Genomic DNA, 13649 nt, shown 5'->3' with positions numbered 1-13649 from the left:
GCGCCCCTCAGCGCTCTGCCCCCTTGAAGCAAAAGTTGATCGTTCCCACCGGCGGGAACGATCACTGGGTTGGATGCCCGTGATCCTTCCAGATTAAAGGCGAAGTCGCAGGTCAGGGCGTGGGCGCGAGCCAGGGTTTCGGTGAGGTTGACCAGCAGGTCTTCGGTGCTGATGCCGTCGATGAGCACGGTGGGTGGGGTATTGGTGCCGCGCGGGGGATTTGGGGTTGGTTTAACCATTGTGACGCTCCTGATTTAAGTGGAGCTGCCACTGATCGCCGCGATGCGATGGGGTGGCAGCTGTACGCAGGTTCGCGGACCGGAATCAGGAAACCGGCTTACCCGAAGGTATCCCGCGCACAGCCACCATAGCGCCGCACAGTAGACGATAAAAAAACGTCAACTGAAAGCGGACAATGGCACTTTGCGCCTGAATTTACATGGGCCGCGACGCCCGCCCGCTGCGTGTGCAGCGAAGTACGGAGACTAGAGAGCGAGTTTCCTAGGAGCAACTTCAAACACTTGTCGGAAGTTTCTGTTTTTACAAACACCTAGCCGAACGGTCAATTGTTTGGTCCTTCATCATTCAGCAGCCTCTTCCTGGCGCCATTCCCGGCGCGATCCCCTCTGCACGACTCAACACCACGATGGTGTGTGAGGCCTCTGCACGCAAAAAAGGAAGTGACATGAACAGCTCCGATAACACACTGATCGGCAGCCTGCAAAACCTGGCTCAGGTGGTGGAATACGCGGACGACGATGGCCTCCCTGACCTTCTGCAGCCTGGATATCGCGTAGAGAGCCAGATGTGAAGCGCTACAACATCACCACTGGCGCGACGACCACGGCGGGCGGCAAAGTGATCAGTGGCCTGGAGCGCACCAGCTTCAACGGCCAAATGATCGCCAGGGAGGGTGACCGGGTCGCTTGTCCGGCATGCGGCACTGAAGGCGTCATCGCGCTCGTTGGGCCTCACCTGCACGAAGACTGGGGCGGCAAACAAGCGGCGCTAGAGGGCGATCTCTGTCTGTGCAAATGCGACCCGCCACCGGAGCTGATCGCCTGCCAGCGCTTCAAGTGTCAGGTGTTCGAAACACAACCCCAGCGTGCCGCCTTCACTTGGACCGGACCAAACACCCCCAACCCGCCCGTTTCCAACTTATCCACCCCCGGCGTAATGAATCGTGCCGCTGATGCGTGTGTGTTCGCCAAGTCATGCGTTTCGGTGCCGGTCGGTTCCACGGCGGCGGGAACCAGCCCTGAACACGCGACAAACTTTGGCACCACGGCCGTCATGGCTTCGACCGGCACTGCGGGCGCTGTCGGGAGGGTCGCCGGAACACTCGGCAGCGACCTTGGCGCCTGGGCCATACGAGGACTGGTCGGAGCCAGTTCAGCACTCAACGTCGTGCTGCTGGCTTTTTGGCCAAGGGATATGGGTGATTCGACGCTCTACACCCCAGAACAACTGGCAGGTATGCGCTCGGCCAGTACGCGAGTGCGGTTTCAGTTTCGCCAGGATGAATCAGGTGAACTACGCGTCTACGGCATACATACCAAGCCTGAAAGTGGCGCTGATCGTGTGTCTGTTGCGCAAGCCAGTTGGAATGCGGACAAGAGCGCGATGGTCGCGGTGCTAGATGGCATCAGCATCACTTGGACGCCGAACAACGGGCCGGTGGTCAGTGCGCCGAGCCCGTATCCGGGTACACCGGAACGCTTGGATAATTTGTTCGTTCATCCGGTTGCGGTGGGGCAAGATTCGGCAATCAGTCACTACCCAGGTCGGGATGCAGAGGATGTTACCTGGCAGGACACGATCGTTACGTTTCCTGCTGACTCGGGTATGTCGCCGCTGTACTTGGTATTTGCCAAGCCTATGGTTAGCCCGTTGGAGGTTGGTCGCGCGGCCGATCTAATGAGCCGGAGTCGAAAAGATGGCCTGGACATCGACCACATACCTGCACAAAAGGTACTGGAGGCAACGTTACTTCAGTTGGATGCCAAAATGCCGCGTCAACAGGTGTTGGATTATCTAAAGAACGCTCCAGGCATCGCGATTCCGACACATGTGCATCAGAAGCATAGTGAAACTTACGGTGGGCGCAGTACCAGGGCCAAGCAAGCCAAAGATGTCGCCGACCTACGGGCGGCTGTTAATAGCAATGTCGATGCGATCAAGAGCGGGTTACTGGATGAAGGCTATCCTGAAGCTGAAATTGAGGCGGCCCGAGAGCAATTACATCAACTCAACCAGAAACAAGGGTGGTACTAATGGACGCCACAACGATTGCACTGTGGATCAAAAGCCTGGGGCGCCCCTATGAATCCTTAGTCTCAGAGGGTGTCATCCCCAATATGCCTCTACAAGAGCTTTATAAGGGAAGGGACTGGCTGGATATTGAACCAGAGGATGGAGTTGAGTTGAGTTTTTCAGCTGACTCCAAACGCCTGGAAACTCTATATATCACTCTTGTTAAGGCTGTAGAGGGGCAGTCTGTATATCGTGGAAAACTGCCACTGCCGCTGGCTTTATCGATGAGTCAGGCTGACGTAAAGGCCTCCTTCGGTGTTCCTTTAGAGTCAAAGGGTCCGACAAAACTCCCTCTAAACAGAAAAACAGGGGGGTGGGATGCGTATGAGCTTGAGCCCTCGGTGTATCCGAACGCCAAGCTGATATTTAAGTACGCGGAAAACTATCAAGTTAATACGCTGGTGTTCACTCTCCGCGCCTAGTTTTCTCAAACTGAGCGCACTGCCAGCCAGTCAAGCGAATGTCTTTTCTGGCCGGCATCAGGACTCGGCCATCCAGGCAGAGAGGCTGATCGGAGGCGAAAAGTGAAAAGGGGACGCCTATATTTAATTGAAATGAATTCCCTCATCCGGTGACCTCAAGCAAAAGTTGGAAGGCTTCTTGCAATACCGCCTTCAGGGCGCCCTCTGGCGTCAAAACTTTGCTTCAAGGAACGCGAGGAGTACCGGTGGTAGATCGCTCTCAAATGCTCAGCACGGCCCGCAGCACCCTGACTGACCTCTCGCGGGGCAATCTGGGTGTGCCGTTGTTGTTGCTGGTGATGCTGGCAATGATGATGTTGCCGATGCCGCCGTTCCTGCTCGACGTGTTCTTCACCTTCAACATTGCCTTGTCCGTCGTGGTCCTGCTGGTCTGCGTCTATGCGTTGCGGCCGCTGGATTTCGCGGTGTTTCCCACCATTCTGCTGATCGCCACGCTGTTGCGGCTGGCGTTGAACGTGGCGTCGACCCGCGTGGTCATGCTCCACGGCCAGGACGGTCACGCCGCCGCCGGTAAGGTGATCCAGGCCTTCGGCGAGGTGGTGATCGGCGGTAACTACGTGGTCGGTATCGTGGTGTTCGCGATCCTGATGATCATCAACTTCGTGGTGGTGACCAAGGGCGCCGGGCGGATTTCCGAGGTGAGCGCGCGCTTTACCCTCGACGCCATGCCCGGCAAACAGATGGCCATCGACGCCGACCTCAACGCCGGCCTGATCGACCAGAACCAGGCCAAATCGCGCCGCCTGGAAGTGGCCCAGGAGGCCGAGTTCTACGGTTCCATGGACGGTGCCAGCAAATTCGTGCGCGGTGACGCCATCGCCGGCCTGTTGATTCTGTTCATCAACCTGATCGGCGGCATAGCGGTCGGGATGTTCCAGCACGGCATGACCTTCGGCGATGCGGGCAAGGTCTACGCCCTGCTGACCATCGGTGACGGTTTAGTGGCGCAATTGCCATCACTGTTGTTATCCACAGCTGCGGCGATCATGGTGACCCGTGCGTCGGGCTCCGAAGACATGGGCAAGCAGATCAGCCGGCAGATGTTCGCCTCGCCCAAGGCGCTGGCCGTGGCGGCGGGCATCATGGCGATCATGGGCATTGTGCCCGGCATGCCCCACGTCTCGTTCTTGAGCATGGCGGCGATGGCCGCCGGTGGCGCCTACCTGTTCTGGAAAAAGCAGAACTTGGTCAAGGTGAAGGCCCAGCAAGAAATCGCGCGCCAGCAGGAACTGCTGCCGTCGCCGGCCCGCGCCCAGGAAACCAAGGAGTTGGGCTGGGACGACGTGACCCCGATCGACATGATCGGCCTGGAAGTCGGCTACCGCCTGATCCCGTTGGTCGACCGCAACCAGGGCGGCCAATTGCTCGCGCGGATCAAGGGCGTGCGCAAGAAGCTGTCCCAGGACCTGGGCTTCCTGATGCCCACTGTGCATATCCGTGACAACCTCGACCTGGCCCCCAGCGCCTACCGCCTGACCCTGATGGGCGTGATCCTCGCCGAAGCGGAGATCTACCCCGACCGCGAGCTGGCGATCAACCCGGGCCAGGTGTTCGGCACGCTGAACGGTATAACCGCCAAAGATCCGGCTTTTGGTCTGGAGGCGGTCTGGATCGAAGTCAGCCAGCGCAGCCAGGCGCAGTCCCTCGGCTACACCGTGGTGGACGCCAGCACCGTGGTCGCCACGCACCTCAACCAGATTCTGTACAAGCACTCCCATGAGCTGATCGGTCACGAAGAAGTCCAGCAACTAATGGGTTTGCTGGCCAAAGCCTCGCCCAAGCTCGCCGAAGAGCTGGTGCCGGGCGTGCTGTCGCTGTCGCAATTGCTCAAGGTGCTGCAGGCGCTGCTGGCCGAACAGGTGCCGGTGCGCGACATTCGCAGCATCGCCGAGGCCATCGCCAACAATGCCGCCAAGAGTCAAGATACTGCCGCGTTGGTGGCCGCCGTGCGCGTTGGATTATCCCGCGCTATCGTACAAAGCATTGTAGGGATTGAGTCTGAGCTGCCTGTGATCACCTTGGAGCCAAGGTTGGAACAAATATTGCTCAATAGTATTCAGAAGGCAGGACAGGGCCAGGAAGAGGGCGTTCTGCTGGAGCCAAGCATGGCTGAAAAACTGCAGCGTTCGTTGATCGAAGCAGCGCAGCGTCAGGAAATGCAGGGCCAGCCGGTGATTCTGCTGGTGGCAGGCCCGGTCCGAGCGATGTTGTCGCGGTTTGGACGCCTGGCAGTGCCGAATTTGCACGTTTTGGCTTATCAGGAAATCCCTGACAACAAGCAAGTGACTATCGTCGCGACAGTAGGGCCCAACGGCTGAGGTAGTGGGTTATGCAAGTAAAGCGTTTTTTCGCCGCCGATATGCGTCAGGCCATGAAACTGGTACGTGACGAGCTGGGCGCCGACGCTGCGATTATCGGTAACCGTCGTATTGCCGGCGGTGTCGAGCTGACGGCTGCCCTGGATTACACCCCTTCGGCGCTGGCCCCGCGTGTCCCGAACATGGAGCTTGAAGACGAGCTGCGCAAGACGGCCTCGCGCATTGTCTCGGCCCAGGCCGAACTGAGCATGCGCGGCGACAGCGATGCGACCACCAATCGCCAGTTGTTCGCCGGCCTGCCGCTGACCGCCGCCGAGCCGCTGGTCGAGCCGACGTTCATCGAACCGCCGCGTCCTGCCGCGCCTGCCCCGGCCGCCGCAGTCGACCAGCGTGTGTTCGACTCGATGCGCTTTGAGCTCAACGGCCTGCGCGAGCTGCTGGAAGTGCAGCTCGGTTCGCTGGCCTGGACCCAACTGCAAGGCAGCAAGCCGCAACAGGCCAACCTGTGGCGTCGCCTGCAACGCATCGGCCTGTCCGGCCCGTTGTCCCGCGACCTGCTGGCGCTGACCACCGAAATCGAAGAACCTCGCCAGGCCTGGCGCATGTTGCTGGCCCACCTGGCGCGGATGATCGTCACCCCGGAACTCGAACCCCTGGAAGAGGGCGGCGTGATCGCCATGGTCGGCCCTGCCGGCATGGGCAAGACCACCACGCTGGCCAAGCTGGCGGCGCGCTACGTGCTCAAGTACGGCGCCCAGAACATTGCGCTGGTAAGCATGGACAGCTACCGCATCGGTGCCCAGGAGCAACTCAAGACCCTGGGCCGCATCCTCAATGCGTCGGTGACCCACGTCGACCCGGGCCAGTCCCTGGCCAACGCCCTCGATCCGTTGCTGCGCAAGCGTGTGGTGCTGATCGATACCGCCGGCCTGCAAGCCAGCGATCCGGCGTTGCGCATGCAGCTGGAGAGCCTGGCCGGGCGTGGCATCAAGGCAAAAAATTACCTGGTGCTTGCAACCACCAGCCAAAAACAAGTTCTTACCGCTGCGTACCATAGCTACAAGCGCTGCGGCCTGGCCGGATGCATCCTCACCAAGCTCGACGAAACCGCGAGCCTGGGCGAGGTGCTGAGCCTGGCTATCAGTCATGAACTTCCGGTCGCCTACCTGACCGACGGGCCGCGGATTCCGGATGATTTGCATCTGCCGCGCCGTCATCAGCTGGTCAGCCGTGCCGTCAGCGTGCAAATGCAAGAAGAGCCTAGCGAGGAAGCGATGGCCGATATGTTCGCTGACCTTTACCACAACCCGGCAAAGCGGGTGGGTTGAGGCAGTATGAACACCATGAAATGTATCTACATCGATGGTCTGCAAGCGATTCACGCGGCCAAGCCATGTAGCCTGCGTCTAAGCAAGACAAGGTAAAGAATTAAAATGGGCAGCATGCATCCCGTACAGGTGATCGCGGTGACCGGCGGCAAAGGTGGCGTCGGGAAAACTAACGTGTCAGTGAATTTGTCCCTGGCCCTGGCAGAGCTTGGCCGTCGTGTCATGCTGCTGGATGCTGACCTTGGGTTGGCGAACGTTGACGTATTGCTGGGGCTCACGCCCAAACACACCCTCGCCGATGTGATCGAGGGTCGTTGCGAGCTGCGCGATGTGCTGCTGCAGGGCCCTGGAGGCATCCGCATCGTGCCGGCCGCCTCGGGCACCCAGAGCATGGTCCACTTGAGCCCTGCGCAGCATGCCGGCCTGATCCAGGCGTTCAGCGATATCGGCGACAACCTCGACGTGCTGGTGATCGACACCGCCGCCGGGATTGGCGAGTCCGTGGTCAGCTTCGTGCGCGCCGCGCAAGAAGTCCTGCTGGTGGTCTGCGATGAACCCACCTCGATCACCGACGCCTACGCCCTGATCAAACTGCTCAACCGCGACTACGGCATGAACCGCTTCCGCGTGCTGGCCAATATGGCCCAGAGCCCGCAGGAAGGACGCAACCTGTTCGCCAAGTTGACCAAGGTCACTGATCGCTTTCTTGATGTCGCCTTACAATACGTCGGCGCAGTTCCCTATGACGAGTGTGTACGCAAGGCCGTGCAAAAGCAGCGTGCGGTCTACGAAGCGTTCCCTCGTTCGAAATGCGCGTTGGCGTTCAAGGCTATTGCTCAGAAGGTCGATACCTGGCCGTTGCCCGCCAACCCTCGGGGGCATCTGGAGTTTTTCGTCGAGCGATTGGTGCATCAGACGAGCGCAGGACCGGTGCTATGACAGCCAGCGGCTATAACCTTTACAAAAATTCGGCACGTGACCGCCAGGGCGAATTGATCGAGCGCTATGCGCCGCTGGTCAAGCGCATTGCCTATCACTTGCTGGCACGCCTGCCCGCCAGTGTCCAGGTCGAAGACTTGATCCAGGCCGGCATGATCGGCCTGCTCGAAGTATCGACCAAATACGACGCGAGCAAGGGTGCGAGTTTCGAGACGTATGCGGGTATCCGTATCCGTGGCGCGATGCTCGATGAAGTGCGTAAAGGGGATTGGGCGCCGCGTTCGGTACACCGCAATACGCGCATGGTCAGTGACGCAATTCGTGCAATTGAAGCAAAAACCGGTCGCGACGCTAAAGATCACGAAGTTGCGGCCGAACTCCAATTGAGTCTCGACGATTATTACGGGATTTTGAACGATACCTTGGGCAGCCGCCTGTTCAGTTTCGACGACCTGTTGCAGGACGGCGAACACGAAGGGCTGCACGAGGACGGCGCGAGTGCTCATCTCGAACCGTCGCGCGACCTGGAAGACGAACGCTTTCAGGGGGCGCTGGCGGACGCGATTGCCAATCTGCCGGAGCGTGAGCGACTGGTGTTGGCGCTGTACTACGACGAAGAGCTGAACCTCAAGGAAATCGGTGAGGTCCTGGGGGTCAGCGAATCGCGTGTCAGCCAGCTGCACAGCCAGTGCGCAGCCCGCTTGCGGGGACGCCTGGGAGAGTGGCGCGCGCGCTGACAGGCAGTGTGGGGACACTGCAGACACTACCGCGAGGCCCTTGGTTTTCGCGGGTGAGTTTCGTGGTGCCCTGGGCAGTCCTTTTTGTGTAACGCCTGTTGATTGAAATGGCGCGTCCAGGTGCTGGACGCGTTTTAAGACTGCTTGGAGGTCGAATTGGACAAGAACATGAAAATCCTCATCGTTGATGACTTCTCAACGATGCGGCGGATCATAAAAAACCTGTTGCGTGACCTGGGGTTCACCAACACGGTCGAGGCGGATGACGGCCTTACGGCGATTCCGATCCTCAACAGCGGGAGCATCGACTTTCTGGTAACCGACTGGAACATGCCCGGCATGACCGGTATCGACTTGCTGCGCCATGTGCGCGCCGATGAAAAACTGCGCAGCCTTCCCGTGTTGATGGTGACCGCCGAAGCCAAGCGTGAGCAGATCATCGAAGCCGCCCAGGCCGGGGTCAACGGCTACGTGGTCAAGCCATTCACTGCATTGGCCTTGAAAGAGAAGATCGAAAAAATCTTCGAACGCATCCACGGCTAATGCCATCGCGGGGGAGCTATGGAGCATAAAGAAACGTCACAGGGGGACTTTGAGTCGACCCTGAAAAAGCATGCTCACCAACTGGTCGAGAGCCTTGAAAAAGGCCAGTTCGGCGACGCGGTGCAGTTAATCCATGAGCTTAACCAGACCCGTGACCGCGGCCTGTATCAGGAAGTGGGCAAGCTCACGCGCGAGCTGCACAGTGCGATCGTCAATTTTCAGATTGACCCGCACATGCCCCAGGCTGAAGAAATTTCGCAAATCACCGATGCCACTGAACGCCTGTCCTATGTGGTCAGGCTGACTGAAGCGGCGGCCAACCGCACCATGGACCTGGTGGAAAACGCCACGCCCCTGGTCAACGGCATGGCCAACGAAGCCCAGGCGCTCAGCGTTGACTGGGGCCGCTTCATGCGTCGGGAAGTGGGGGCTGAGGAGTTTCGTGAGTTGGCCCGTCGGGTCGAGGGTTTCCTGTCGCGCAGCGAACAGGACAACCACACGGTGTCCAGCAACCTCAATGACATTCTGCTCGCCCAGGATTACCAGGACCTCACCGGTCAGGTGATCAAGCGCGTGACCCAATTGGTCACCGAAGTGGAAAGCAACTTGCTCAAATTGGTGCTTATGGCAGGCCAAGTTGATCGTTTTGCCGGCATCGAACATGACCGCGAAGCGATCCTCTCGGAAAAAGATCCACAAAAACATCTCGCCAAGGGTGAAGGTCCGCAGATTCATGCCGATAAACGTGAAGACGTTATGTCAGGTCAGGATGACGTAGATGACCTGTTATCCAGTTTAGGCTTCTAAGGAGCACACCCATGAGCTTCGGCGCCGATGAAGAAATCCTTCAGGATTTCCTTGTAGAGGCCGGCGAAATTTTAGAGCAACTGTCCGAACAACTGGTCGAGCTGGAAAGCCGACCGGATGATGCGAACCTGCTCAATGCAATTTTTCGCGGTTTTCACACTGTAAAAGGGGGCGCCGGCTTCCTCCAGCTCCATGAGCTGGTGGAGTGCTGCCACATCGCCGAGAACGTGTTCGACATCCTGCGCAAGGGTGAGCGTCACGTTGATTCGGAGCTGATGGACGTGATTCTCGAAGCGCTGGATGCGGTCAACGGCATGTTCAGCGAAGTTCGCGAACGTGCCCCGATCACCGCAGCCACCCCGGAACTGCTGGCCGCCCTGGCGCGTCTGGCGGAACCTGCCGACACCGCGGCCGCGCCGGTGGTGGAAGCGGCTCCGGAGCCTGTGGTCGAAGCCGAAGCGGATGTCACCGACAGCGAGTTCGAGCAACTGCTCGACTCCCTCAATGCGGTCAAGGCCGAAGCCGAAGCGCCGCAAGCGGTCGCTGCAGTTGCCGCGCCCGCCGCGCCGACCGGCGAAGACATTACCGACGCAGAATTCGAATCCCTGCTCGATCAGTTGCACGGCAAGGGCCAGTTTGCTGCCGACGCCGTTGCACCTGCGGCTGAGGCGCAAGCACCTGCGAGTACCTCGCAAGTTCCGGCAGCCACCGCCGCCGCTGGCACCGACATTACCGACGACGAATTCGAAGCGTTGCTCGACCAGTTGCATGGCAAGGGCTCCTTTGCGGCCGATGCCTTGCCGGAAGTCGCCGCAACTGCTGCCGCACCGGCTGCTGCCGCTGCCGCACCTGCCGGCGACGGGCTGATTTCCGATCACGAATTCGAAGCCCTGCTCGACGAATTGCACGGCAAGGGCAAGTTCGCCGAAGTGGCCGCTGGCGCTGCGGCGACGGCAGCCCCGGTGGCGGCCAAACCGGCACCGGCCAAAGCCGCGGCACCTGCTGCCGCCAAGCCGGCCCCGGCCCCGGCCGCCGCCGCTCCTGCCGCTGCCGCGCGTGCCCCGGCCGCCGCCGCGGCCGACAAGCCTGCCAGCGAAGCCGAAACCACGGTGCGTGTGGATACCGCGCGCCTGGACGACATCATGAACATGGTCGGCGAACTGGTGCTGGTGCGTAACCGCTTGGTGCGCCTGGGCCTGAACAGTGGTGACGAAGCCATGCAGAAGGCCGTGTCGAACCTCGACGTGGTCACTGCCGACCTGCAGACCGCGGTGATGAAGACGCGGATGCAGCCGATCAAGAAAGTCTTCGGTCGCTTCCCGCGCCTGGTTCGTGACCTGGCTCGCCAGCTCAAGAAAGAAATCAACCTGGAACTGGTGGGTGAAGAAACCGACCTCGACAAAAACCTTGTCGAGGCCCTGGCCGACCCGCTGGTCCACTTGGTGCGCAACGCCGTCGACCACGGCGTGGAAACCCCGGAAGAACGCGAAGCCGCGGGCAAGTCCCGTAACGGCAAGGTGATTCTGGCGGCGGAACAAGAGGGCGACCATATCCTGCTGTCGATCACCGATGACGGCAAAGGCATGGACCCGGCGATCCTGCGCGGTATCGCCGTCAAGCGTGGCGTGATGGACAAGGATGCCGCCGACCGCTTGACCGAGACCGAGTGCTACAACCTGATTTTCGCGCCGGGCTTCTCGACCAAGACCGAGATTTCCGACGTGTCGGGCCGTGGCGTGGGCATGGACGTGGTGAAAACCAAGATCAGCCAGCTCAACGGTTCGATCAATATCTATTCGACCAAGGGCCTGGGCTCGAAGATCGTCATCAAGGTGCCGTTGACCCTGGCGATCATGCCGACCCTGATGGTGATGCTGGGCAACCAGGCCTTCGCCTTCCCGCTGGTCAACGTCAACGAGATCTTCCACCTCGACCTGTCGCGCACCAACGTGGTGGACGGCCAGGAAGTGGTGATCGTGCGCGACAAGGCGTTGCCACTGTTCTACCTCAAGCGCTGGCTGGTCGCCTCGGCCGCCCATGAAGAGCAGCGCGAAGGCCATGTGGTGATTCTCTCCGTGGGCACCCAGCGCATCGGCTTTGTCGTCGATCAACTGGTCGGCCAGGAAGAAGTGGTCATCAAGCCTTTGGGCAAAATGCTGCAGGGAACCCCGGGCATGTCGGGTGCGACCATCACCGGTGACGGTCGTATCGCGTTGATTCTCGATGTTCCGAGCATGCTCAAGCGTTACGCCGCACGGCGTATTTGATTCTGGTGGGGCAGGGCGGTATTGCCTGCCCCGCCTAACGGAGTGTTTATGGTAGTCAAGGTCCTGGTGGTGGACGATTCGGGTTTCTTCCGCCGCCGCGTCTCGGAAATTCTTTCCGCCGATCCAACGATCCAGGTGGTCGGCACGGCCACCAACGGTAAAGAGGCGATTGATCAAGCCATTGCGTTGAAGCCGGACGTGATCACCATGGACTACGAGATGCCGATGATGGATGGCATCACCGCAGTCCGACACATCATGCAGCGCTGTCCGACCCCGGTATTGATGTTCTCCTCGCTGACCCACGAAGGCGCCCGGGTCACCCTGGATGCGCTGGACGCCGGTGCGGTGGACTTCCTGCCGAAGAATTTCGAAGACATCTCGCGCAACCCCGAGAAGGTCAAGCAGATGCTGTGCGAGAAGGTCCACAGCATTTCGCGCAGCAACCGTCGCAGCCTGTTCAGCGCCCCGGCGCCTGCGCCGGTCGCGGCTCCGGCGGCGCCCACCAGCACGGCGTTCGGTCGCCCGGCGCCGGCAGCAGTTGCCCGGCCTGCCGCGGCCCCCGTGCGGGCACCTGCGCCAAGCGCCCATTCGCCGGCGCCGAAACGCAAGGCCTACAAGCTGGTTGCCATTGGTACTTCGACCGGCGGCCCGGTTGCCCTGCAACGGGTCTTGACCCAACTGCCGGCCAACTTCCCGGCGCCGATCGTGCTGATCCAGCACATGCCCGCCGCGTTCACCAAGGCCTTCGCCGAGCGCCTGGACAAGCTGTGCCGCATCAGCGTCAAGGAAGCCGAGGATGGCGACATCCTGCGTCCTGGCCTGGCGCTGCTGGCGCCTGGGGGCAAGCAGATGATGGTCGATGGCCGTGGCGCGATCAAAATCCTGCCGGGCGATGAGCGCCTCAACTACAAACCCTGCGTGGATATCACCTTCGGTTCGGCAGCCAAGTCCTACGGCGACAAAGTTCTGGCGGTGGTGCTCACCGGCATGGGCGCCGACGGTCGCGAAGGCGCGCGCCTGCTCAAGCAGGGCGGCAGTGCGATCTGGGCCCAGGACGAAGCCAGTTGCGTGATTTATGGCATGCCGATGGCCATCGTCAAGGCTGAGTTGGCCGACGCGATCTACAGCCTGGACGATATCGGCAGGCATTTGGTGGAGGCCTGCCTCTGATGGATGTACTGAGTCTGATCGGCATCACCATGGCGTTTGTCGCGATCATCGGCGGCAACTACCTCGAAGGCGGGCACCTCGGCGCCCTGGCCAACGGCCCGGCGGCGCTGATCGTGATCGGTGGCACCGTCGGCGCGGCATTGCTGCAGTCGCCCTTGAGTTCGTTCAAGCGTGCCATGCAGATCCTGATCTGGATTATTTTCCCGCCGCGCGTCGACCTGGCCGGCGGCATCGACCGCGTGGTCAACTGGAGCCTCACCGCACGCAAGGAAGGCCTGCTCGGCCTGGAAGGCGTGGCCGATGCCGAGCCCGACAGCTACGCGCGCAAAGGCCTGCAATTGCTGGTGGACGGCGCCGAGCCGGAGGCGATCCGCAGCATCCTGGAAGTGGATTTCTACACCCAGGAAAGCCGCGATATCAACGCCGCCAAAGTCTTTGAAAGCATGGGCGGCTACGCGCCGACCATCGGCATCATCGGCGCGGTGATGGGCCTGATCCACGTGATGGGCAACCTCGCCGATCCGTCGCAACTGGGCAGCGGCATTGCCGTGGCGTTTGTCGCCACCATCTACGGTGTGGCGAGTGCCAACCTGGTGCTGTTGCCGGTGGCCAGCAAGCTCAAGTCGATTGCCCTGCGCCAGTCGCGTTACCGTGAAATGTTGCTCGAAGGCATCCTGTCGATTGCCGAGGGCGAGAACCCGCGCTCCATCGAATTGAAGCTCCAGGGCTTCATGGATTGATG

Annotated in this window: 12 protein-coding genes and 1 pseudogene; 12 read left to right on the top strand and 1 reads right to left on the bottom strand. The window is 60.6% G+C overall.

Features of this window, described 5'->3' with window-relative positions; translation table 11 throughout:
* Positions 1–77: 77 nt before the first annotated feature.
* Positions 78–239: pseudogene (locus RGV59_RS31870) on the bottom strand (DUF6124 family protein); the annotation flags it as partial.
* A gap of 446 nt (positions 240–685) precedes the next feature.
* Between RGV59_RS31870 and RGV59_RS27490 the strand changes: the two are divergent.
* From RGV59_RS27490 to RGV59_RS27435, 12 genes are all read left to right on the top strand, one after another.
* Complete coding sequence (locus RGV59_RS27490; protein ID WP_256580924.1) at positions 686–811, top strand: hypothetical protein; 126 nt, start codon at positions 686–688, stop codon at positions 809–811.
* Complete coding sequence (locus RGV59_RS27485; RefSeq protein ID WP_126585469.1) at positions 808–2274, top strand: S-type pyocin domain-containing protein; 1467 nt, start codon at positions 808–810, stop codon at positions 2272–2274. Before RGV59_RS27490 ends, RGV59_RS27485 begins: the two co-directional genes overlap by 4 nt.
* Complete coding sequence (locus tag RGV59_RS27480; RefSeq protein ID WP_017845397.1) at positions 2274–2735, top strand: DUF6392 family protein; 462 nt, start codon at positions 2274–2276, stop codon at positions 2733–2735. The genes RGV59_RS27485 and RGV59_RS27480 overlap by 1 nt, the downstream gene beginning before the upstream one ends.
* Before the next feature lie 263 nt (positions 2736–2998).
* Positions 2999–5113, top strand: coding sequence for a flagellar biosynthesis protein FlhA (gene flhA / locus RGV59_RS27475; RefSeq protein ID WP_017845398.1), 2115 nt, complete (start codon positions 2999–3001; stop codon positions 5111–5113).
* Positions 5114–5124: 11 nt separating this feature from the next.
* A complete protein-coding gene (gene flhF / locus RGV59_RS27470) occupies positions 5125–6441 on the top strand; it encodes a flagellar biosynthesis protein FlhF (protein WP_126585468.1) in 1317 nt (438 codons plus the stop codon).
* 105 nt (positions 6442–6546) lie between these two features.
* Entirely contained in the window at positions 6547–7380 is an 834-nt protein-coding gene (gene fleN, locus RGV59_RS27465) for a flagellar synthesis regulator FleN (protein WP_003192912.1), read from the top strand.
* Complete coding sequence (gene fliA, locus RGV59_RS27460) at positions 7377–8117, top strand: RNA polymerase sigma factor FliA (RefSeq protein WP_017845400.1); 741 nt, start codon at positions 7377–7379, stop codon at positions 8115–8117. The genes fleN and fliA overlap by 4 nt, the downstream gene beginning before the upstream one ends.
* A 168-nt stretch (positions 8118–8285) precedes the next feature.
* Entirely contained in the window at positions 8286–8660 is a 375-nt protein-coding gene (locus tag RGV59_RS27455) for a chemotaxis response regulator CheY (protein ID WP_003192908.1), read from the top strand.
* 18 nt (positions 8661–8678) lie between these two features.
* Positions 8679–9467, top strand: a complete 789-nt coding sequence (locus tag RGV59_RS27450) for a protein phosphatase CheZ (RefSeq protein WP_017845401.1) — start codon at positions 8679–8681, stop codon at positions 9465–9467.
* Between the two features lie 11 nt (positions 9468–9478).
* Positions 9479–11734: a chemotaxis protein CheA gene (locus tag RGV59_RS27445; RefSeq protein ID WP_126585467.1), complete on the top strand. Its 2256-nt coding sequence runs from the start codon at positions 9479–9481 to the stop codon at positions 11732–11734.
* Positions 11735–11782: 48 nt separating this feature from the next.
* Positions 11783–12907 (top strand): protein-glutamate methylesterase/protein-glutamine glutaminase, encoded by a 1125-nt coding sequence (locus RGV59_RS27440; protein WP_046382527.1) that lies wholly within the window; start codon positions 11783–11785, stop codon positions 12905–12907.
* Complete coding sequence (locus tag RGV59_RS27435) at positions 12907–13647, top strand: flagellar motor protein (protein WP_017849387.1); 741 nt, start codon at positions 12907–12909, stop codon at positions 13645–13647. Before RGV59_RS27440 ends, RGV59_RS27435 begins: the two co-directional genes overlap by 1 nt.
* Positions 13648–13649 lie beyond the last annotated feature (2 nt).

Source organism: Pseudomonas sp. FG1 (genome assembly GCF_034313875.1).
GTDB lineage: Bacteria > Pseudomonadota > Gammaproteobacteria > Pseudomonadales > Pseudomonadaceae > Aquipseudomonas > Aquipseudomonas veronii.
Note: the sequence above shows the minus strand (reverse complement) of the source record. Positions and strands in the feature narration are given on the sequence as shown.

Coding starts and splice junctions, on each gene's coding strand:
- RGV59_RS27480 (WP_017845397.1), top strand. CDS start 2,274: ATGGACGCCACAACGATTGCACTGTGGATCAAAAGCCTGGGGCGCCCC.
- fliA (WP_017845400.1), top strand. CDS start 7,377: ATGACAGCCAGCGGCTATAACCTTTACAAAAATTCGGCACGTGACCGC.
- flhF (WP_126585468.1), top strand. CDS start 5,125: ATGCAAGTAAAGCGTTTTTTCGCCGCCGATATGCGTCAGGCCATGAAA.
- RGV59_RS27435 (WP_017849387.1), top strand. CDS start 12,907: ATGGATGTACTGAGTCTGATCGGCATCACCATGGCGTTTGTCGCGATC.
- fleN (WP_003192912.1), top strand. CDS start 6,547: ATGGGCAGCATGCATCCCGTACAGGTGATCGCGGTGACCGGCGGCAAA.
- RGV59_RS27490 (WP_256580924.1), top strand. CDS start 686: ATGAACAGCTCCGATAACACACTGATCGGCAGCCTGCAAAACCTGGCT.
- flhA (WP_017845398.1), top strand. CDS start 2,999: ATGCTCAGCACGGCCCGCAGCACCCTGACTGACCTCTCGCGGGGCAAT.
- RGV59_RS27455 (WP_003192908.1), top strand. CDS start 8,286: ATGAAAATCCTCATCGTTGATGACTTCTCAACGATGCGGCGGATCATA.
- RGV59_RS27445 (WP_126585467.1), top strand. CDS start 9,479: ATGAGCTTCGGCGCCGATGAAGAAATCCTTCAGGATTTCCTTGTAGAG.
- RGV59_RS27440 (WP_046382527.1), top strand. CDS start 11,783: ATGGTAGTCAAGGTCCTGGTGGTGGACGATTCGGGTTTCTTCCGCCGC.
- RGV59_RS27450 (WP_017845401.1), top strand. CDS start 8,679: ATGGAGCATAAAGAAACGTCACAGGGGGACTTTGAGTCGACCCTGAAA.